Below are 20,609 nucleotides of genomic sequence, written 5' to 3'. Positions count from 1 at the left end.
AGGAGCAGATTAATGCCTGTAAAATTTCCAGCTATCGGCAGTAAGGTTGTAGCAAAAGTTGTTGAGACCAAAGGGAACTGTACAATCGGGATGAAGGCCGGTGATGAATTTGAACTCAGCACCCATAAGTGCGGTGATTTTTGCGGCCTGTTTTATAAAAATATTGCAGGGTGGGTGACAACTTTGCAGTTGGGCGGAACTTTCCCTTTTGGCGATGATCCTGATGTTCAAGTCTGGGAATGCCCCAATGCAAACAACAGGGTCAAAGTGGAATTACATCGTATACGAGACTAGTTTGATAGTGTTCACAGCCGGGAGGAGATTGCTGGGGGTATATATTCAGTGTTCTTTCCGGCTTGTTCGTTATTTAGTGCTTCGGGAGAGAGCCAGCGCCAGTGCGGTAGTCAGTTTGACCAGTTCATTATTGTTTCGGCGCACTGTTGCAGTTAGTCGCTTACCGATAGTCATGAGTAATTTGGAGCCTGTTTGCGGGTGCTTTTCCACAAAGTCGAAAAATTTCAAGCGGTCAGTAACTAGAAACTCGGAATCTTCAACCACTGTGACTGTTGCTGAGCGGTGGTCGCGGTCAATGAGAGCTATCTCGCCGAACATGGGATAGCTGCTGTCATCAAGGTTGGCCAGTACCTTACAGGTGTTTTTAATCTCACTTAAAGGTAAGGACATGCCTTTCATGAGCATGGCCTTGGTAATGCGGACTTTTCCGTCCACAAGGATAAACATTTCATCCCCTTCCTCTCCCTCGGAGATGATTTCCGTGCCGGAGCGCACCGCAATATTGGCAAAAATAGATTTAACCTGTTGGAGTTCTTCCTGCTCGAGATTTTGGAAAAGTGGGATAGCCGTCCAGTAATCAGCCATGTTCCGGCCCTCCCGGAGCACCTATGACCAGCAGTGCGTCATAATCTTCCATGAGTTCATCGTCCGGAGGATTCATCTGGACTTTCGGCCCCTGCATGCCCAGCGAGGTATCCTGACCGGAGGTTTTAAACAATTCCATGATGAACTGATCCAGTGCGGAACCTTCATCAAGCACATCCTGAAGGGTGAGGTTTTTGCCCAGTTTGCAGGCCGCCACCGGCAGGCATCCGCTGCTGTTTCTGACTTTGATGCTGAGTTCTCCCCAGTTCATCTGCCGCTCCTCGGCATTGCAGGGGCGAAACTGAAGCATTCCAGATTCCCCGATGCCCAGCAGGTTACGGAAGAACGACCACATGGAAGGGCTTGCACCCATCATTCCCATCATTCGCCCGGAAATTTCACCGCGAACAAGGATCTCATTGGCTCCGGCGCGGAGCAGATGCTCTTTGTTTTCATGACGGGCAATTTCAGCGTAAACCGGAACCTTTGGTGCCAGAGTCCGCAGAGCAAGAACCGCGTATATTGCCTGCTGGTCGGATTCCTTGTTGTCCATTCCATTCTGGCAGAGCACATATACATTGCGGGCCTCGCCCGGATTGGCTCTGGATATTACATTGGCCTGACTAATATTGCCGTGTACAAAATTAAGCTGTTCGCCCATATCCAGTTTAAAGGCGATTTCATCCCTGATCTGGCTTTCAAGATCGCTGACAATGACCAAGTGCAGTTTTTTGGGAGAGATCTGTTCATTAAGGGACTCGATCAGACCAAAGGCATAGTCATTCCAGCCGAGTATTATTACATGGTCGCTGGCTTTCACTGATAACAGCCCCTTGCGTTTTTTGGCTTTCTGCTCCACCAGCATGGAAGCCATATTACCGGTGAGTGATGTCACCAGCCCGATGCCGGAGATCATAACCAGTCCGCCGAGGATTCTTCCCGGTATGGTTGTTGGAACCATATCACCGTAGCCCACTGTGGTCAGGGTTACTATGGCCCACCAGAAGGCATGGGATATCCGGGCATCCTCCCCTTCGCTCAGTTCTATCCAGTAGAATCCGAATGTGCTTAAGAGCAGGAGTAAAGCGGTGGCAATGACCAGCTTGCCGAATCCCGAACGTAGCCAGTTGGTAAATTTCATATGCCTCCGGCTTCTGAAATCATTTTAATTGAAGAATATGGACTAGTCTCTTTATACCCCGTATTTCAGTTAAAATTCAAGGGAAGGAAAAAAGAAAGCCCGGTTTCCTTTTCAGGAAACCGGGCTTGTGCATTCGTATACTTGTATTTCTACAGGTAACCGAGAGCTGCCTTCATTTCACCGGGAACCATTGCGTTCTCAGCGGGCTCAAGGGCTTTCCAGGAAGCACCTGCCTGTTTGCGGGCTTCCTTAACTTCGTCAAGGCTGTAGCCAGCGCGGGGTACTTCAAGAGACTGACCGGGGTAAATCAGGTCAGGGTTCTTGATCTGGTCTCTGTTAGCTTTGTAGATAAGCGGCCACATGAAAGGATCGTTGTAAATCTGTTTGTATTCAGCGATCCACCAGAGGCATTCGCCTTTGGTTACTACGTGGGAAGTGGGCAGAGTTTTGTACTCACTTTCGTAGATTTCCATGGGAGTCGGGGGAACAACTTCTGCAGCGGGTTCTTCCTCAACAACTACAACTTCAGTTTCCTCAACAACCACAACATCTTCCTGCTGGACCTGCTTTTTAGCACATCCTAATGTAAACATCAGGCTGAATGCGATTGCGAGCAAGATCAGTTTTTTCATTTTTCAAGGCCTCCTGCGATATTTAGAATTGTTCGCTTGCTTAGTCATACTTTAACTGTTTTCGTCCAATTATCAACTATTTCTTTTTCTTGCAACACCCTAGGGTTGCTTGGGTTTAATTTAAATGCAAGTCCTGTGGCTTCTACAGCCTTCTCCATCCACCCCCCAAGGCGTAGGCTTCGTGATGCAAGAACATATAGCATTTCAGGTTCATCTTCATAAATTGTATCAACAAGTATCTCGTATTCTTCACGAAAAACTTCATGCACGAGATGGTTCTGAGAAAAAAGCAACCTACCCAGAAGGGCATTATCTTTATGACTTTTCAGATAAATTGGAAAGAGTTTACGGCAGCGGGCAATAATAAATCTTATGCGGCTGATTTCTCGTTCCATACTTTCTTCGGTCTGTTCGACAACCTGAACAAAGTCCTGTCCGATAACTGATTCAGGCAGGGCGGTGTCTTTGCCGCGCAGGTTAGAGAAAAGCGGGGCGTAGTTCAGATTTTGATAGGCATCTTCCCGAAGTTTGAATGCTTCGTGAAAAATGTAGCCCATTCCCCAGTCAAGAAAACGCCCGGAAAGGGGATCTCCTTCCTCATTACGGAAAAGCAGATGGGCTGTATCTTTTAAACGCCAGAGCAGACCCTTGTTCATCTTGGTTCCGATTAGGTCATCAAGGACTTCAAAACTTACGCTGCCTTCGCGGTCGAATGTCTCGAATTGCTCTTCCAGCGCACTGCCCGCAAGGCAGAAGTCTCTGAATGTGTCCCGCACAAATTCGGGCATCTTCGATTTTATCCATGAATTGGACATATGATTTTCCTGTCGGATTTATTTTTTACATTCAGCAAGGCTGGCCAGTTTTGCCAGCTCCGCAAGTCTTTCGTCCGCTTTGCGGTAAAGGGTTCCTTCGGGAAATTTGCCGTCTTCGCCCCGGACTCCTGCTTCCATACCGGTGAGGATGAAGATGGCTTCCTCGATGGTTTTGACCGGATAGATGTGAAATTCTCCGTTTTCAACGGCCTGAACAACTTCACTTCTGAGCATGAGGTTTAGCACATTATCCGCCGGAATGATAACACCCTGTTTTCCGTTCAGTCCCCTGCGGCGGCATACTTCAAAAAAACCTTCGATTTTGCGGCTTACTCCGCCGACAGCCATAATGGTCCCGGACTGGCTGACAGCTCCGGTGAAAGCGTAATCGAATTTGATGGGTACTCCGGAAAGGCCGGACAGCAATGCCGCAAGCTCGGCACCGGATGCAGAGTCTCCTTCGATACCGGCATAGCTCTGTTCAAAACAGAGGGAGCCTGTGAGCACGATAGGCTTATCCTGAGCGAAAAGTCCTACAAGGTAGCTTTTGATGATCATCATCCCCTTGGTATGGATCGGTCCGCCCATGCGTGCTTCGCGTTCAAGGTCAAGGATTCCGCCATGCCCTACGCCGATGGTACAGGAAATCTGGTGCGGAAGGCCGAATTCATAGTTACCGAAAAGGGTAACTGAAAGACCGTTGGCCCGTCCTACTCCCTGACCGGAAGTCTCCACCTTGATGACCTCACGGTCATACTCATTCATATATTCATCTTCATAAAGATTGGAGCGGAAGTCTTTCATGGAAATAGCTTCCTCCAATGCCGGAAGGTCAACCTCCTCTTTGCCGTCAAGTTTTGCAAGGGCGGAAGCTTCAACCATCATTTCCTTGATCAAGGGGATGCGCAGGGAAAGCTTTTTCTGGTCTTCAGCCAGACGGCTGGAGTAGTCTACAATCCTTGCCAGTGATTCACGGTCAAAAGGCTGTAACTTGGAATCACCAATGATCTTGCCCAGAACCCTTACAAATCGTTCTACATTATCGGAGTTGCGCTTAGCACTGAGCTGCATATGGGCTTTGAGCTTAAAGTATTTCCCGAACCGTTCGTCATTATACAGTAATATTTCGTATGTTTCTTCAGAACCGATCAGAATGACGGTCAGATCAAGGGGGATCGGCTCCGGCTCGATGGTTTTTGTGCGCACCTGATCTCCGTCACCCGGATCTTCGATTTTGGCCTGTCCGGTGCGCAGTGCCCGCAAAAGACCTTCCCATGAAGAGGGAGTGGTCAGGATATCGTCGACGTAAACAATCAGATAACCGTGGTTGGCCTTGTGGATGGCTCCTGCCCGGATAAGGGTGAAGTCTGTGTACAGGGCACCCATTTCCGATTCCCTTTCAATGGAACCGAGCAGATTGAACAGGGTCGGGTGGTCGGCCATTACAACCGGGGCACCTTTGGTCTTGCTGTTGTCGACCAGAAGGTTGACTTCAAAACGTGCAAAAAGATCCTCTACAGGAGAAGCTTCAGGCAGTTGCAGTCCCAATATTGGTGATGCTGGTTGTGGCTCCTTGGGCATGAACAGTTCGATATTATCAAGCAGTTCATCTTCAAGTTCACCCAGATAACCTTTGATTTTCTCAAATTCGTCGAAGTTCTCATGCAGTGGAGCCATCAGGTCCTTGAGCAATTCCGTTGCGGAATCCTGATGCAGTTTGCGCTCATCTTTGCGGAAACCTTCTTCGGTTTTGCTGATCCTGCGCAGTATGGTGGTCATTTCAGTCAGAAGATCATCTGCCTCATTGCGCAGTCTTTTGCGCACTTCCGGATCAAGGCGTTCGAACTCGTCGTCATTTAATATACGGCCTTCCACCAGCGGGATCAGGGTCAGGCCGCCGTGATCATCTATTTCAAGACTGAAACCGCGTTCCTTGGCCAGTTCTTCCATATTAGCGAAAAGATCTTCGCGTTCATCCTGAAAGCTGCGGGAAATTTGTTCGAGGGCCTTTACGTGCGGCTCACGTTCAAACCATGCAGGAAGCTGTTCCTTGATCTGGGAAACAGTTTCGGACATGGCGTTTTTGAACTCTTTACCCCGTCCGGCCGGAAGACTGACGGAGATGGGATGGTCCTGCTGGGAAAAGTTGTGCAGATACAGCTGATCCGGAGGGGTTTCCTGCTTGGCTGCACGCAGCTGGAAGTATTCACGGGCAAAGTAGCTCCTTCCAAGGTTGGGGTCGCCGGAAAGATACAGGTTATGGCAGGTTCCTTTGATAGCAAGGGCCATGCGGAATGCCTGTAGAGCCCGAGGCTGGAACTGATCGTAATCATATTTTGATTCAGGTATTTCGTTGCTGGAGGTATACTTGATTTCAGAAGGTTCCTGTCTGGATGTGAGTTTATCCAGAGTCAATTCATAACTAGTCATATCTTTTTAAACTTCCTCTATTAAATCAGTGTCCGGTTTTATTCTTAAGACTTACGTGTATATGAAAAAAAAGTCACTTAGAACGGTTAAGGGCAGAAATCTTGATAAGGGCTGATTGTGAAATTTTTTACAAATATAAAAAGTGCTTTATTTTAGCATATTAAGAAAAAATAAAGGCCTAAAATAGGTTGAATGGACATTCAAAATTGATTTTGATGTTGCGCGTTGATCGTTTCAGCGATATGAAATTCAGGTGTTTTTTGTTGCGAGGTGGTTTCCTCTGCTGATCTTTGGAATAAATTTTCAGTAAAATAGAGCTTATGGATGAAGAATCCGTTGACTCTTATTTGAAGATTATGCTAGACGAAACTCACTTGTGAAGGTTTGCGCAAAGTCCGCTTTGCGCAGCAAATTCCATCCCGGATAAAATAAAGGACCGGAAGCAACATGTTCTTTTTGAAAGGGAATAAAGAGACCTTCGATCTGCTCGGCAATGCCGCTACGATCGGAACTCATCTGGTTGCCTCCACCTTTGTCGGGTTGGGTATCGGGTGGTATCTCGATAAATGGTTGGGAACGAAGCCTTGGCTTCTAATTGTTTTCTTGTGTTTCGGAATCGCTGCCGGCTTCAAGAACGTTTTCGACGAAGTTCAGCGGATTCAGAAAAAGGATCAGGGGAAAGGTCCTGGAACCAATGAAAATAAATCAGAAGATTGAATCATTCCTCCACAGGCGGGGCTTCACTCATCCGGACGTACGCAGTCTGGTGCGAAATCAATTGTACCTTACTGCCGGAACATGCCTTATTGCTGCAGTAGTCTCCATCGGGTTTGCCCACTGGGCACTGGGACTGGCAGCCGGAGCGGTTCTGATTACGTTCAACTTCTGGTCGCTGGCTAAGTTTGGTCAGCATCTGGCTTACATGCGCAAGGGCGCGGTTGTGTCCTTGTTGATTCGCTTCTACGGTCGGCTCATTTTATCCGGGCTGGCTATCTACGGTCTGATAGTCTGGGGGCAGTGTTCCATATACGCTCTTCTGGCCGGTCTTAGTACGGTAGTTGTGAATGCGATATTTTGGGGCGTAGCCGGGTTTCGGCAAAAAGTGAAGGAGGCATAAGGATCATGGCTGGAGGTTTACCACATCCATTATTGATCATGACAGAGCTTAACAACGCTCTGGGAACTCACATCCCCAACCACGTGTGGTACACATGGTTCGGAATGAGTGTTCTTTTTGTACTGGGTTTTATTGTATCCAGAAGGCTCAGTCTGGTTCCCGGCGGGGTGCAAAACCTTGCTGAGATCATCATCGGGGGATTGGAAGATTTTGTCGTCAGTAACGTCGGTGAGGGCGGACGCAAAGTATTTCCTTTCATGTGTACTCTTTTTGTATACATCCTCACACTGAACCTCATGGGTCTTATTCCCGGATTTGACGCTCCCACTGCGAACGTCAACACTAACGCAGCAATGGCTGTATGTACTTTTCTTTACTACAACTACATCGGCATCAAACTTCATGGTGCCCACTACATCAAGCATTTCATGGGCCCCATTCCGGCTCTGTCTCCCTTGATGTTTATCATCGAAGTGGTTTCCCACATCTCGCGTCCGCTTTCGCTTACTCTGCGTCTGTTCGGTAACATCCGCGGTGAGGAAATCGTTCTCGTACTTCTGTTCCTGCTTGCTCCTGTAGTTTCCACCCTGCCCATGTACTTCCTGTTCATGCTGGCAAAGGTTATCCAGGCTTTCATTTTCTTCATGCTTACCATGATTTATCTGAAAGGTTCTCTGGAAGAAGCTCACTAGGATTCAGGCAAATTAATTTTGGGGAAATGGTCTAACGACCTGTTAAATAAACTTATATTTTGGAGGATTTTACAATGCGTAAAGCTCTGCTTATCGTTCTGAACACCATGGCTCTGGTTCTCGCTGCTGGTGCAGCATTCGCTGCTGGCGTAGCTCCCGAAGTTGCTTCCGCAACCGCTACTGCTACCGCTATCGGTATGGCTATCGCTGCTGCTGGTTGTGGTATCGGTCAGGGCCTCGGTCTGAAAGCTGCTTGTGAAGGTACTGCACGTAACCCCGAAGCTGGTGGTAAAATCACTGTTACTCTGATTCTTGGTCTGGCATTCGTTGAATCCCTGGCTATTTACGCTCTCGTTGTTAACCTGATCCTTCTCTTCGCTAACCCCCTCATCGGTTAGTTTTAAGGATTTGGAAATATTTAAAGGAGGTCTTCGGACCTCCTTTTTTTTCCGCAAGTATTGTTAATTTTTTCACATATTTCGTGCCGGTATCGGGGTTTTACTGGCATTAAGGCTATAATCCCTTGCATAAATTAATAATATGCATGCAAAGGGTAGCCGAAACCAAGGGTTTTAGTGTATATTAATCTAATGGAAGGTGGCGGAAAAGGTTGCGTTCGTATCGACTCTCCAGTAGGGGACTTAATCGAACTTGCGAGGGAAGGTAGTGGTCTTCCGGACCTCAGAACCTAAAACTACCAGCCGAGACTTTTCGTGCAAGTGCATTTGTCATGGAAAATAGGAAACTAAAGTGAAAACCCAGAATATCCCCAAAGCGACCATTAAAAGGCTCGCTGTTTACATACAGGTATTAACAGGACTCAAGAGGGACGGAGTAGAGGTTATTTCCTCTGAAAAACTTGCCCGGGCCTGTTCGGTCAATCCTTCTCAGATTCGTAAGGATCTGGCATACTTCGGTGAATTCGGTGTGCGTGGTGTCGGATACTATGTGCATGAACTCATCTCTTCAATCAAGCAGTCTCTCGGTGTAGACCGGGTCTGGGGTTGCGCCCTTGTCGGCGTCGGCAACCTTGGACGAGCTTTGTTGCGTCACAAAGAATTCGCTCTTCGCGGATTCTCTATTCGTGCGGCATTTGACTGCGACCCATACAAAATCGGGGAAGTTGTTTCAGGCCTTGAAGTTGTCTGCACCCGCCAGTTTAAGGCACGTGTAGAGGAACTGGGTTTGGAAATCGGTATTATCACTACACCGCCGGAAAGGGCGCAGCGTGCTGCGAACTATCTTGTTGACGGTGGCATTAAAGGAATTGTTAACTTCGCGCAGGCGCGGATTGATGTTCCTAAAAATGTTCCGGTTGAATACGTTGACTTCACCCATCACTTTTATTCCGTTGCTTTCAATATTAGCTCCATGGAATAAAAGTTTACGCAAATTGGTAAGAAATGAATCCCCTGTGACCTTGGGTCACAGGGGATTTTTTTGTCCTATTCAACTGAATATTGTTTCTTGATGTTGTGTTTTTTCAGCAAGGCATAAAGCCTGGACACTGATATGCCGGAGATTTTAGCTGCTTCTGACATGTTGGCTTTGCTAATTAGTATCAATTGTTCAAGGTAGATTTTTTCGGCATTGATAATAGCTTCGTCTCGATATTCTTTAAAAGGCGGCAACCTGTTAGCATCCGGTATATTGACCTCCGGCATGGGAATGTCGGTTGTCCTGTCCTGAGGTTTGCGGGACTTATTACCTTTAATCAGGGTAAGGCTGTTTTTGATTTCATGCTTTGGCTGCACTGAAGCCTGAGCTGCTGATACGCGTAAGCGCACAGGCAGATGAATGGGCAGGAATTCTCCGGCTCCAGGATTTGAGGTAAAAACCTGTTCCAACACATTGAAGAGTTCCCGAACATTGCCCGGCCATGGATATGATTTCAAAGCATCAAGAAATTCGTTGGCTATGGCTATCGGTGGAGCGTCGAAATCTACTGCAAGCTTGTTTAAATAGTAGCGGGATAGTTTGTTAATATCATCCCCGCGCTGTCTTAAGGGCGGAAGCTCTATTGTGAAAGCCTGTAATCTATAGAGCAGGTCCTCTCTGAATCTTCCACTTTGGACCAAAGCGTCAAGGTCGCGGTTTGTTGCAGCCACCAGCCTGAAATCACTTTGTTTTTCTTCGTTTCCACCTACTGGGCGATAAGTCCGTTCCTGCAATACTCTCAGAAATGATTTTTGCAAAGAAAGCGGAAGTTCCCCGACTTCGTCTAAAAAAAGTGTGCCGCCGTCTGCTTTGGCAATTAAGCCTTCCTGACTTTTATCTGCACTGGTAAAAGCTCCTCGCTCATGACCGAAGAGAATAGATTCAACGAGGTTCTCAGGTATTGAAGCACAGTCTACAATTATGAATGGGCCTGTTCTGCGCATGCTGTTGTCATGCACAGCACGAGCAAAAAGTTCTTTGCCAGTGCCGGTTTCCCCGAGCAGCAATACACCTACGTGGCTTTCTGCGGCCTTTGCTGCTTGTCCCAGACAGCGCACTATGGATTCTGAGCGACCGACAATATTGTGATGGCCCAGTTTGGGGCTGGAAGATTGTTTTTCAGTGCGGTACTGGAAAACCCTCTTCATGTGCAGCATATATTCTTCCTGACTGGCAGGCTTAGCTATATAGTCCCATGCTCCGGAGTTAATGGCCAGCTCTGCTCCCTTAGAATCTCCTTGTCCGGTGATAATTATCACTTCGGGCATGTTGCTAAGCAGTTGCAGTTCCGGCAGGGCATCGAGTCCGTTTCCATCCGGCAGGATTACATCGAGGAATACGACATCAAAGCGCTCCTCGCGCGCAAGGGCCATACCTTCCTTAAGAGTCAGGGCTTTCTCCCCGTCATGTCCTACAGCTTCAGCTATGGCGATAAGCAATTCCCCGATAAAGGGGTCATCATCAATAATTAAGACATTGGCCATCAGCAGTTCCGATTGATTTTCAGTTGAAGTATAATGTTAATAATTGGTCGGCGTTTAGAAGCATATGAGCATACGTTTTACCGCATATCAACCATTTTTAAAAAAACGTTGACTATTAGGCGCTCAAGTAATAATTGACTAGTCAACAGTTGACTAGTCAATTGTTGATAAATCAACAAAGCAGGATAGAATGATAAAAAAGCATGCTTCATTTGGATACATGAACGGGCAGATGGGACGGTTGCATAAGGCTATTCTAGCCGAGAAATTAAAATCGGTAGGTATTACATACGGACAAATCGGTTTTATAATGCAGTCATTGCGCAATCCTGGAAGGTCTCAGGATGAATTATCAATGATTCTCAGTGTTGATAAAGCGGCTACTGCAAGGGCGGTCGCAAATTTAGTTAAGATGGGATTACTTTACAGAGAAGAGAATCCGGAAAATAGACGTCAGAAACTGGTTTACCCGACAGAGAAGGCAAAGGCCATAAAAGAAGACCTGCACAAAGAGTTGATGGCTGCAAACACAATCATGACTTCCGGGCTTTCAGAAGAAGAAATAGAGAAGCTGATGGAATTGATGGGTAAAGTAATTGATACAAGCCGAGATCATTTGGGGATGCCCCGTGTCTGGGATTATTTGTAGCAATATTTCAGGAGAATATAATGGATGACGCAAAGAAAAAAGCAGTCATATTTACGGTGGCGGTGACCCAGTTCACCATGCCGTTCATGTTTTCGGCTGTAGGAATAACCCTTCCGGTTATGGGCCGGGAATTCGGAGCCAGCGGCCTTGATCTAAGTTTGGTAGAATCTGTTTATATCGGCAGTGTCGCTGCGTTGTTGCTGCCGTTTGGTCGATTGGCGGATATGCATGGCAGGCAGCCCATGTTCAGGCTCGGTGTATTGCTGTTTGCAATATTTACATTGCTGATCGGATTTGCCCAGAATATTGAAACTGTGATCTGTTTGCGCATGATTCAGGGCATGGTCGGCGGTATGGGCATAGCTACCAATATGGCGCTGCTGACCAATTCCGTGCCGAAAGATGAGCGCGGAAAGGCCATGGGCTTGGCTGTGGCTGCTGTATATGTTGGCCTCTCAGCAGGACCGTATGTAGGCGGTCTTGTGACATCACATATGGGTTGGCGCTGGATTTACTATCTGAGTATGATTCCGCTTGGAATTTCATATTATGTTGCCCACCGCAATTTGAACGGAAAGTTCCGGCCTTCGGATGAGAAATTTGATTATCCCGGAAGCTTTGTTGTTGCTCTTTCTGTTGCAGCCATTGTTTTTGGCGGAACCAGTCTCGGTGCAGGATGGTTTGGACCGGCTGCGTTAATTTCAGGTTTGCTTGGCGTTGCGCTCTTTGTCTACATGCAGAATAGATCAGAATCACCCTTGGTGGAATTAACCCTCTTCAAGGAAAGGCGTGATTTTTCAGATGCCGCTCTGGTGCAGTTTATCAACTATGCCGGAACATTCGGAATCGTTTTTCTCTTCAGTCTCTACATGCAGTCCGTAAAGGGCTTCAGCCCTCATGATGCCGGACTTGTGCTGGTTATCCAGCCGATTGTTCAGGCAGTGCTTTCACCTCTTTGCGGCAGGCTTGCTGACAAGTTTTCCCCGCGGGTGTTGGCCTTGCTGGGCATGCTGGCTTGTACTGCAGGGACGATCATGGGAGCAATGGTCACAGCGGACACAAGTCTTCCTTATCTCTACAGCATGTTTGTGGTGCTGGGCATAGGCTTTGCGCTTTTTTCCTCACCGAATATGATCATTCTTATGAGTAGTGTGCCGCCTTCCCGCTATGGTTTTGCTTCTGCAATTTCAGGTGGCCTCAGGACTATCGGTATGGTTTTCAGCATGGTCATCATCGCTATTTTCCTTTCCACTGTTATGGGCAAGGCTCCGGTCAGCCCTGAATCCGCTGCCGAATACCTGACAGTTATGCGGTTTTCTCTCTCCAGCTTATCGATCCTTTGCGGTATTGCGGTCCTGATTTCCATCCGTGCAGTGCTGAAAAGGCAAAGAGTTGCCAAGAATGGCCTTTGTGTGCAATCTGCCGGGAACAGCAAGGAGGGCTAATGGCGGAAATTAATATCAATGCTGCCGATATTCTCGGTGCGGCAAGTAAGGCCGGACGAAAGTTAAAAGATAATACAGCTCAGGATGAAGGTTTCAAGGCAGCTACTGATCAGGCAAGGGTGCTGGCCTATTACCTGACTCTGCTGGTTAAGTGGAACAAGTCCATGAATCTGGTCGGTCCTCAGGGCTGGGAGCAGGTATTTCATTCCCTGATCATCGATAGTCTGCATCTGGCTGATTTTCTGGATTCGCTGGAGTTGCCCTCCAATCCGGTAACTCTAGACCTCGGAGCCGGGGCCGGATTGCCCGGAATTCCCCTGCGAGCCCTTTGGCAGGCCGGGGATTATCGTCTGGTGGAATCCCGTGAGAAGCGTTGCATCTTCATGCGTACAGCCTTGCGGATGATGAAGCTGCCTCGCACAGATGTTTTTCAGGGCCGTGCGGAAAAGATTCCGTCCGAAACTCTTCCGGCAGACTTGATTCTCAGCAAGGCGTTCATGCCTTGGAAAGAGCTTTTGGAATTCGTTAAGCCCATGCTGGCCGAGCAAGGCAGGATCGTGATCCTGTCCAATGACCCTGCGCCATCTGAGCAGGATCTGGACGGTCCGGGCTATGAGCTGGAAGATTCCATGCAATACAAAGCCGGAGATAAAACGCACTATTTCTGGTGCCTGCGAAGAATGTAATGCCTCCGGCGCCTAAAAAATTTTAATAAGCTTCGCATATAGCTTGTTAAAGCTACTTTCAAAACAAAAAGCAGCCTTGATTCAATTGAATCAAGGCTGCTTTTTGTTTTGTATGGAAGTAAAAATTATTTTTCTTCTTCTTGGTTTGCTCCGGAAAGAGCTTCCAGAAGCCCGCCTTTGAAGATCAGCTTAGTGGCGTGTTCGTCAGCTATTTCGGCCACATCCATGAGCTTCTCAAGGAATTCGAGAATTTCGAATCTTTTTTCTTCAGTTCCGTTATCAAATTCAAATTTCATATCACCGGAAGTCATGTATTTTTCCAGTTTTTCAAGGTAATCCATCTTAAGCATAAGTCTCTCCAGTAGCAGGAAATTTATATGTCGAAGCGGCGAAGCCCTAATGAAAGTTTTGGAAGAGTCCAGACAAATTTTTTCCAAAAAATTTGTCTGGTCCCCGAAGGGCCGCCGGAGGCGAAATCAAATAATCAAAAGCGCGAAGCGCATCAAACCATGCTTTTACACATGGTGATAAGGCGAACCGCGAAGTATGGAGGCTGCGCGGTAGAGCTGCTCAAGGAGCATTGTCCGGGCGAGCTCGTGAGGCAGGGTCATCTTACTCAAGCTAAGTTTGACTCTTGCCGCGTTCTTGACTTCATCAGCCAGTCCGAAAGGACCTCCGATAACGAAAGTTGGCGTCAGGTTCGGATCTTCAGTCCAGCGTTGCAGATGCTTGGAAAGTTCCACCGAGGTCATTTCCTTGCCTTTTTCATCAAGGCAGATGAGCATGTCTGAAGGCTTGATTCTAGCCATGATAGCTTTGCCTTCGTGCTGAACTTTGTCCATGGGGGGCAGTTTTCCCGGTGCATCTTTGAGAATGGTTTCGTCCAGCTTGTGGAAGCGTCCAAGTTTTTTGGTGTAATGGGCGCAGGCATCGCGGAAGAATGGTTCCTTGAGCTTGCCGACCCATACAAATTGTAATTTGCTCATTGTTAAATTTGTTTGAGGGTTGCGTCCAACTTGCCGTTTTCAATGGAAACGAGCACGTACCCGCCGCCGGAAGCCATTCCGGGGTTGAAGATGCGGGACTTGCCGAGGGAGTCTACTCCGCTGGATTCGTGGATGTGTCCACAGAGAACGATATCCGGTTGGTGCTTTTCAATGAAACAACGCACGGCTTTGCTGCCTACGTGCATACCATTGGCAATGACATCCAGCTTGGTGTTGAATGGAGCATCGTGGACAACCAGAAGCAGCTGATCATAATCGCCCAGCTGATGGTGTGTTTCTTCCAGATATTGTGCCATTTCATCTTCAGATATCTCACTGGGAGTTCTGAAAGGAGTATTGATGGAGCAGCCTACGCCCATGGTTTTTATGCCATCGGCAAGCTCACGTACTTCGCAGTGCAGGTTGGCACCCTTTTCCTTCAAGAACTCGGTGACATTGCTTCTATCCATGTTGCCGAGCTGGGCAAGGATATTTTGATTTCTGCGGTATACGCTGTCCCAGACTTTTTCGATTGCCCCTTCCGGGGAATGGTTGGTCAGGTCTCCGGTAATGATTACCCCGTCAGCTTCTTCAAGGTCCGGGAGTAGATCAATAAATCTAAGACTCTGGTGAACATCGCCGAAAGCGATCCATTTTTTATTGGATTCAGGCATGCTGCCTCCGATTGTATATGGCTCAGTTAGGAATTTATATGCATTGGTTCCAGAAAATTTTGAATAGCATTAATGTCCTTAAAAACCAATGGTGCCACGGTCCGTGTGGCGGTTCAGCCGGGGATATTTTCATTATTGTCGCACTTGGTGATTGATTTTTATAACCTGATTGTGCTTAATTTTCTTAGCCCATGATTGAAATAGGATAATAGGTGGCCGAATTGGATAAAGAAATCATTAGACGTCAATTGCTGGAAAAACGTTCTTCCCTGCGGGAAGCGGACGTGGATTCCATGAGCAGCAATATTGTGGATGCGATAATATCCCTTGAGCAATGGGAGCAGGCAGAGGAAGTTCTGCTTTACTGGCCTATCAGGAATGAGGTCGATGTGCGGCCTTTGCTGAAAAATGCATGGGAGGGTAACAAGAGGCTGTTCATGCCCTGTTGCCGTAAAAACGAGCCGGGGCAGATGGATTTCGGCGTTGTCAGGGCCGAAGCTGATCTGGCATCAGGATCATTCGGTATCAAGGAACCCTGCCGAACCCGTTGTGAGTTCCCGGATGCTGTTTCACCGGATTTGATTATTGTTCCCGGTGTGGGATTTGACCGCAGTGGTTTTCGTATCGGCTTCGGGGGCGGTTACTATGATCGCTTTTTGGCCCGTCCGCAGAAGGAAGGATTTCTCTCTGTGGGTGTATGTTACGATTTCCAACTGGTGGAGGGCTTCCCTGTTGAGCCTTGGGATAAAGCTGTGCAGCTGGTCTGCACTGATAAGGAAAAGATATGGCAAAAATAAATTTTATACCTTTTGTTTTTCCGGGAGTGGAGAAGGTTTCGGTTGTTTTCACTACCAGAGAATGTGGCAGTTGTAAGGACCCTTATCGCGGTGGAAATATATCTTATGATGTCGGTGATGATCCTTATGATGTACGGTCCAATCGTACAGAATTAGCCGCTTCTTTGGGAATTTCACATTGGCATGAATGCATTCAGGTTCATGGTGATGTGATGCATTATGAGCTTAAAGAAGGTTCTCCTGCTGATGCTCCCACCCTTGAGGGGGACGGTCTTGCAACTTCGGCTCCCGGACATGCGCTTGTGATTAAGACCGCTGATTGCCAGCCGATCATGATTGCGCATAAGAATGGCGACTTTGTAGCAGGTTTTCATAACGGCTGGCGGGGTAACGCCATTAATTTTCCGGGCAAGGGAGTGGCGGATATTTGTGAACGGTACAGCTGTGATCCTAAGGACCTGCTTGCCGTGCGTGGTCCCAGCCTGAGCCCTGCGGTATCTCAGTTTATCAATTTTACATCTGATTTCGGCCCGGGGTTTGATTCATACTTTGACAAGGAATCCAGCACGGTTGATCTCTGGAAGCTGACTATCGATCAATTGGCTGAAGCCGGACTTAGACGGCGGAATATCCATTCGCTTGATATGTGTACTTATTCCATGGAGCAGAGTTTTTTTTCCTATCGCCGGGAAAAGGTTACCGGAAGACAGTGCTCGCTTATCTGGATCAAGTAGGTTTTGTTCTATACGTAATAAAAAAGCCCCCGCAGAGTCATACTTTGCGGGGGCTTTATGTTGATATGATTCGTAACGCTATGAGTTTTCGTATCTTTCAATAAGCTTGAAGACTCTTTCGGCCAGCTGGTTGATTTCAGCTTTGGAGATCTGGTCGTCAGCGCCGACTGATTCACCTTTGTGGTACAGTGTATCGGTGATGATGGAGGAACAGAGCAATACCGGGATGTTGCGGAGTTCATGATCATCCTTGATACGTTTGGTCAGGTTGTGACCGTCCATAACCGGCATTTCAATATCAGTGACTACAATGTCCAGATAATCATTGATGGATTTGCCTTCAGATTCGGCTGTGGCTTTCCATTCCACGATCTTATCCCAGGCAGCCTTACCATTGTGGGTTCTGGTAACTCGGAATCCGGCATCTTCGAGCATCTGTCCGATCATGCGGCGGATCATGGTGGAGTCATCGGAAATGAGTGCCTTGAGCTGGCGTTTTTCGATCTTGTCGACCAGAGATGCTTCCGGCATGTCGGTAAGATCCATATCCGGGTTAAGGTCGGCAACGATCTTTTCGAGGTCGAGAAGGAATACGATGCGTCCTTCGAGTTTGACCACACCGGTGATGGAGTTCGCTGTAAGCGAGGAAACCTGTTTACTCGGTGCTTCAACCTGTTCCCAGCTGATGCGGTGAATGCGTGTTACACCGGAGACAAGGAAGGCTGTGGATATTTTGTTGAATTCGGTGACGATAACTTTGGGAGCTTCGTCTTCAATCCTGTTTTTGCCAACCCTGCGACTGAGGTCAATCAGGGGAATAATTTCCGACCTGAGATCGAATGCCCCGAGAACTGCATCGTTTGCTGCATCGGGCATATCGGTCAACTCAGGCAGACGAATGATCTCAACGACCTTGGCAACGTTGATGCCGTAAAAGCTGCGGCGGGTTGAACCGTCATGTACATTGTCAACTTCGTCGATATAAAATTCAACAATTTCAAGCTCATTGGTGCCTGATTCAAGCAGAATATTAGTTTGGGACATTGTCATCCTCCCCTGAAAAAATAATGTATCAAGCCAGCGTCATAGAACAGAGCAACTTTTGCTCATAGTAATGTTAGCCTGAAATGCTTGTTTATGAAAGATTTTTTTCATCTTCATGTTCTGTGTAATAAAACATTTCCAGTTTAATCGGCAGAAAAAGTCAACTATGTTTTTGTGAAAATTGAAAAAATAAGAAAAAAAATAACACGATAAGTCGAAACTACATCAGTTTATCATAAACCTTGGTGTAGTCGCTAAGCATTCTTTTATGTGAGTATCTTTTTTTTCCTTTTTGAAATCCACGGTTTCCCATTTCCTTTGCCAGCCTGCTGTTGTTCAGCAGCATAATTACCTTTTCGGCAAATGCTTGTTTTTCATAAGGGGGAATTAGAATTCCATCTTCTCCATCGGAAATCTGTTCCAGCACGCCTCCAACAGCATAGCTCACCGGAGCCAGTGCTTGAGCCATTGCTTCAAGTATTATCAATGGATGATTGTCGCCGAGAGTCGGGTAAGCCAATACGTCTGCTGCTGCCAGAAATTTTGAAAGTGTGAGGCTGTCCACATAAGGCACAGATATAAAATCTCCGTCTCTGCTGTTTTCATTGCCTCCGATTGCAAAGCAGAGAGCCTCCGGTACTGCGGCTTTGATTGTTGCCCAGTAATTTTTCCATTGCGGTCCGGATTTATAGGCTGCCTGAACTCCTCCGTGGGCAACAAACAGCATTACTTTAGATGCCGGATGGATTCCAAGCTCCTGCCTGATTTGGTTCTTGTTTGCGGGGGCTTCCGGCCAGGGAATGCCGTTGGGAATAATTTTAGGTTTCAAGGTCGGGTCGGCTTTGCGGGCAAGTCTGCCCAGCCAGCCTGATGGTGAAACAAGCACTGCTTTGGAGTCGATTATGGCTTCGATTCGTTCTTTGCGGACCTGTTCAGAGTTCGGAAAATTTCGCGGGCAAGTGCGGCATTTGTTTTCAAATTCTGGACAGTCGATGGGAGAAGCGCAACCTCCGGTGATCATCTGGGTGTCGTGCAGGGTGATTACTGTTTTGCAGCTATCAGGTAGTGCTTTCAGAAATCTTGTCGGGTCCTTTGAAGTGTGCAGGTGGACGATACTGTTTTCCGGTATTGCCTGTGCAGCCAGTTCCGGGGGGATCAATTGCTCATCTGTTTTTTCAGAGGTTTCGAAGGAATGAACTGAACGGTTGCCTCCATCAAGTAAGCCTTGGTGGAGCAGCAGGGCCACCTTTGCAGCACCACCACTTTTTTTGAGGATGGTGTGGTGCACTACGGTCCGATTCAGCATACTTTTTCCAGAATATCGTGTTTCAGGCTCCAAAGGATGTGAAACTGGGTTTCGCGTTCGCTCATATCAGCGGCAATGGTTTTGATTTTGTCTGCGAGATCTGCTGCACTGATCGGCTTACGGGCAAAGAAGGCCATCTTGCGGATAACCTGTTCCTGAAGAAACCTGTCCACTCCTTTATACATAAGCGGAAATTCACGCCCATGATAGATAGCCATGCCGGTTGTTCCGGTTACCAGCTTTGTTTCCGGGGTCAGTGTTTCTGTGAGGTAATGGGAAAAGGTTTCACCCATACGGACCTGAACGGGGTGTAAAATATCGCGCAGTGCTTCTGTATTCACCGGGACAGTATTTAATTCTTCCCAGAGTTTGATGTGCTGTTCAATTACTGTGGTCCAGTTGAATTGTTCGCGGACCCGTTTGGCTCCGGCTGCGCCCATTCGGGATCGCAATTGCGGATCGTTGATCAGTCTTTCCAGTCCGGCAGCTAGTTGCGGAGTGTTCACGGCTGTCTGCTGGGCCATTAACAGATGGTAATGGTTGTCAAAGCAGAGGGGAGCCATGAGGTCCAGTTCCGGTGTGGCTTCCGGGCCGATGGTTTCAATGAGCAGTCCGGTTTCATCATCGATTACGAGATCCTTGTAGCCGTCGTAATCGGATGCAATTACCGGCAGGCCGGAAGCTCCTGCTTCCAGAACCGTGATGCCGAATGTCTCCTGTGGATTGTCGGAGATGGATACGAAAATATCTGCAGCCCGGTAGAGATCAAGCTTTTTAGCTTCGGAAGGCCGCCCGATGATGGACAGTTCCAGTCCCATGTTTCGACCGAGCTGTGCCAGAGTTGCCGGAAAATCGTCTTCTTCATCGACCCAACCGCCAAGAAGTACCCGTACTTTTTCCCGGTTCATGCCCGAGGCGAATAGCCGTTGCATGGCTCGCAGCAGGGGAAGAATGTCCATTTTGGAATGATGGGCGATGCGTCCAAATACGAGGATGTTTATCTTTTCGTCGTCAGCATTGATTCCGAGATTGAGTTTGGCCTGTGTTTTTAAATGTTCATTCGGCGGAGCAAGCTGGCCGGGATCAATGCCCAGCGGTATTTTTCTAATTTGCGGTGTTGGATGGGTTTCTTCACTCAGGCCGAGTCCTTCACGCAAGTGTTTGAAATATTTTTCAACAACAACGATTCCGGTATTGGAAGTAGTCACAATGCAGTCACGTCCGGTGGTGCCCTTCCATAAATAATTAAGGAAGAATGAACCATAGTTGCTGTAACTCAAGGAATGGGTCGTTCCGGTGATGGGAAATATGTTTCGGGCGTATTTGTTACGGACCCGGGCCAGATGGGGCGGATAGTTGATGCAGTCGGACTGGTGGAAGCAGAAGTAATCACGAGCGGAAATCTCGGCAGGCAGGTCCCGGCGGTCCATTATTCTTATCCGACCTGCATCCAAAATAACCGGATAATTGGTTTGAAAAAACTTGCTTAGTCCTTCTCTGGGCCCGGCTCCGGAAAGGAAGAAGTGATACTCATCAAACGGGTCCACTTCGAGTAATCCGTTCAAGAAACCTGAGTTCGCTACTTTTCTGCCCAGAATAGGACCGCTTTCATGGAATGGGTCCAGACTTCCCCATATTCTTTGAGTTTTCATACGTTATTT

23 protein-coding genes are annotated in these 20,609 nt (G+C 47.6%); 11 read left to right on the top strand and 12 right to left on the bottom strand.

Annotated features, from left to right (window positions below):
- Positions 1-12 precede the first annotated feature (12 nt).
- The gene (locus tag DESAL_RS19010; protein ID WP_015853594.1) at positions 13-294 is read left to right on the top strand and encodes a TIGR04076 family protein; all 282 of its coding nucleotides are present in this window, start codon (positions 13-15) and stop codon (positions 292-294) included.
- A gap of 69 nt (positions 295-363) precedes the next feature.
- On the opposite strand, the gene DESAL_RS19005 is transcribed toward DESAL_RS19010, so the two are convergent.
- The 5 genes from DESAL_RS19005 to DESAL_RS18985 form a co-directional block, all read right to left on the bottom strand.
- Entirely contained in the window at positions 364-879 is a 516-nt protein-coding gene (locus DESAL_RS19005) for a cyclic nucleotide-binding domain-containing protein (RefSeq protein ID WP_015853593.1), read from the bottom strand.
- Positions 872-2,020, bottom strand: coding sequence for a potassium channel family protein (locus DESAL_RS19000; RefSeq protein WP_015853592.1), 1,149 nt, complete (start codon positions 2,018-2,020; stop codon positions 872-874). The genes DESAL_RS19005 and DESAL_RS19000 overlap by 8 nt, the downstream gene beginning before the upstream one ends.
- Before the next feature lie 149 nt (positions 2,021-2,169).
- Positions 2,170-2,652 carry a LysM peptidoglycan-binding domain-containing protein gene (locus DESAL_RS18995; RefSeq protein ID WP_015853591.1) on the bottom strand — a complete coding sequence of 161 codons (483 nt, stop codon included), beginning with the start codon at positions 2,650-2,652 and terminating at the stop codon, positions 2,170-2,172.
- Positions 2,653-2,696: 44 nt separating this feature from the next.
- Entirely contained in the window at positions 2,697-3,467 is a 771-nt protein-coding gene (locus tag DESAL_RS18990) for a hypothetical protein (protein ID WP_015853590.1), read from the bottom strand.
- A gap of 18 nt (positions 3,468-3,485) precedes the next feature.
- Positions 3,486-5,897, bottom strand: coding sequence for a Lon protease family protein (locus DESAL_RS18985; RefSeq protein WP_015853589.1), 2,412 nt, complete (start codon positions 5,895-5,897; stop codon positions 3,486-3,488).
- A 447-nt stretch (positions 5,898-6,344) separates the two neighbouring features.
- Here DESAL_RS18985 and DESAL_RS18980 point away from each other — a divergent pair, with 447 nt between their 5' ends.
- The 5 genes from DESAL_RS18980 to DESAL_RS18960 all read left to right on the top strand — a co-directional run bounded on the left by DESAL_RS18980 (position 6,345) and on the right by DESAL_RS18960 (position 9,086).
- The gene (locus DESAL_RS18980) at positions 6,345-6,614 is read left to right on the top strand and encodes an AtpZ/AtpI family protein (RefSeq protein ID WP_015853588.1); all 270 of its coding nucleotides are present in this window, start codon (positions 6,345-6,347) and stop codon (positions 6,612-6,614) included.
- Positions 6,592-7,014 carry an ATP synthase subunit I gene (locus DESAL_RS18975; RefSeq protein ID WP_015853587.1) on the top strand — a complete coding sequence of 141 codons (423 nt, stop codon included), beginning with the start codon at positions 6,592-6,594 and terminating at the stop codon, positions 7,012-7,014. The genes DESAL_RS18980 and DESAL_RS18975 overlap by 23 nt, the downstream gene beginning before the upstream one ends.
- Before the next feature lie 5 nt (positions 7,015-7,019).
- Complete coding sequence (gene atpB, locus DESAL_RS18970) at positions 7,020-7,706, top strand: F0F1 ATP synthase subunit A (RefSeq protein ID WP_015853586.1); 687 nt, start codon at positions 7,020-7,022, stop codon at positions 7,704-7,706.
- A 74-nt stretch (positions 7,707-7,780) separates the two neighbouring features.
- A complete protein-coding gene (atpE, locus tag DESAL_RS18965) occupies positions 7,781-8,104 on the top strand; it encodes an ATP synthase F0 subunit C (protein WP_015853585.1) in 324 nt (107 codons plus the stop codon).
- A 352-nt stretch (positions 8,105-8,456) separates the two neighbouring features.
- Complete coding sequence (locus DESAL_RS18960) at positions 8,457-9,086, top strand: redox-sensing transcriptional repressor Rex (protein ID WP_015853584.1); 630 nt, start codon at positions 8,457-8,459, stop codon at positions 9,084-9,086.
- 65 nt (positions 9,087-9,151) lie between these two features.
- Here the strand turns inward: DESAL_RS18960 and DESAL_RS18955 are convergent, their stop codons facing one another.
- Positions 9,152-10,627, bottom strand: a complete 1,476-nt coding sequence (locus tag DESAL_RS18955) for a sigma-54-dependent transcriptional regulator (protein WP_015853583.1) — start codon at positions 10,625-10,627, stop codon at positions 9,152-9,154.
- Positions 10,628-10,817: 190 nt separating this feature from the next.
- On the opposite strand from DESAL_RS18955, the gene DESAL_RS18950 reads away from it, so the two are divergent.
- Genes DESAL_RS18950 through rsmG form a run of 3 tightly spaced genes read left to right on the top strand, consistent with a single transcriptional unit; the run spans position 10,818 to position 13,407 of the window.
- Positions 10,818-11,276: a MarR family winged helix-turn-helix transcriptional regulator gene (locus tag DESAL_RS18950; RefSeq protein ID WP_015853582.1), complete on the top strand. Its 459-nt coding sequence runs from the start codon at positions 10,818-10,820 to the stop codon at positions 11,274-11,276.
- Between the two features lie 20 nt (positions 11,277-11,296).
- A complete protein-coding gene (locus DESAL_RS18945) occupies positions 11,297-12,721 on the top strand; it encodes an MFS transporter (protein WP_015853581.1) in 1,425 nt (474 codons plus the stop codon).
- Complete coding sequence (rsmG, locus tag DESAL_RS18940; protein WP_015853580.1) at positions 12,721-13,407, top strand: 16S rRNA (guanine(527)-N(7))-methyltransferase RsmG; 687 nt, start codon at positions 12,721-12,723, stop codon at positions 13,405-13,407. Before DESAL_RS18945 ends, rsmG begins: the two co-directional genes overlap by 1 nt.
- A gap of 125 nt (positions 13,408-13,532) precedes the next feature.
- Here rsmG and DESAL_RS18935 read toward each other — a convergent pair whose 3' ends face one another.
- The 3 genes from DESAL_RS18935 to DESAL_RS18925 all read right to left on the bottom strand — a co-directional run bounded on the left by DESAL_RS18935 (position 13,533) and on the right by DESAL_RS18925 (position 15,067).
- Complete coding sequence (locus DESAL_RS18935) at positions 13,533-13,757, bottom strand: hypothetical protein (RefSeq protein ID WP_015853579.1); 225 nt, start codon at positions 13,755-13,757, stop codon at positions 13,533-13,535.
- Positions 13,758-13,922: 165 nt separating this feature from the next.
- Positions 13,923-14,393, bottom strand: coding sequence for a 23S rRNA (pseudouridine(1915)-N(3))-methyltransferase RlmH (locus tag DESAL_RS18930; protein ID WP_015853578.1), 471 nt, complete (start codon positions 14,391-14,393; stop codon positions 13,923-13,925).
- A 2-nt stretch (positions 14,394-14,395) separates the two neighbouring features.
- Positions 14,396-15,067 carry a metallophosphoesterase family protein gene (locus DESAL_RS18925; protein WP_015853577.1) on the bottom strand — a complete coding sequence of 224 codons (672 nt, stop codon included), beginning with the start codon at positions 15,065-15,067 and terminating at the stop codon, positions 14,396-14,398.
- Positions 15,068-15,279: 212 nt separating this feature from the next.
- Here DESAL_RS18925 and DESAL_RS18920 point away from each other — a divergent pair, with 212 nt between their 5' ends.
- Both DESAL_RS18920 and DESAL_RS18915 read left to right on the top strand, forming a co-directional pair.
- Positions 15,280-15,864: a 5-formyltetrahydrofolate cyclo-ligase gene (locus DESAL_RS18920; RefSeq protein WP_015853576.1), complete on the top strand. Its 585-nt coding sequence runs from the start codon at positions 15,280-15,282 to the stop codon at positions 15,862-15,864.
- Positions 15,852-16,598: a purine nucleoside phosphorylase YfiH/LACC1 family protein gene (locus tag DESAL_RS18915; RefSeq protein WP_015853575.1), complete on the top strand. Its 747-nt coding sequence runs from the start codon at positions 15,852-15,854 to the stop codon at positions 16,596-16,598. The genes DESAL_RS18920 and DESAL_RS18915 overlap by 13 nt, the downstream gene beginning before the upstream one ends.
- A gap of 78 nt (positions 16,599-16,676) precedes the next feature.
- Here DESAL_RS18915 and DESAL_RS18910 read toward each other — a convergent pair whose 3' ends face one another.
- From DESAL_RS18910 to DESAL_RS18900, 3 genes are all read right to left on the bottom strand, one after another.
- Complete coding sequence (locus DESAL_RS18910) at positions 16,677-17,642, bottom strand: chemotaxis protein (RefSeq protein ID WP_015853574.1); 966 nt, start codon at positions 17,640-17,642, stop codon at positions 16,677-16,679.
- Between the two features lie 220 nt (positions 17,643-17,862).
- Positions 17,863-18,948: a glycosyltransferase gene (locus DESAL_RS18905; protein WP_015853573.1), complete on the bottom strand. Its 1,086-nt coding sequence runs from the start codon at positions 18,946-18,948 to the stop codon at positions 17,863-17,865.
- Entirely contained in the window at positions 18,942-20,600 is a 1,659-nt protein-coding gene (locus DESAL_RS18900; protein ID WP_015853572.1) for a glycosyltransferase family 4 protein, read from the bottom strand. Before DESAL_RS18900 ends, DESAL_RS18905 begins: the two co-directional genes overlap by 7 nt.
- Positions 20,601-20,609: the final 9 nt, after the last annotated feature.

Source organism: Maridesulfovibrio salexigens DSM 2638 (genome assembly GCF_000023445.1).
GTDB lineage: Bacteria > Desulfobacterota > Desulfovibrionia > Desulfovibrionales > Desulfovibrionaceae > Maridesulfovibrio > Maridesulfovibrio salexigens.
The sequence above is the reverse complement of the archived record's forward strand: the minus strand, read 5'-3'. Positions and strand labels throughout refer to the sequence as shown.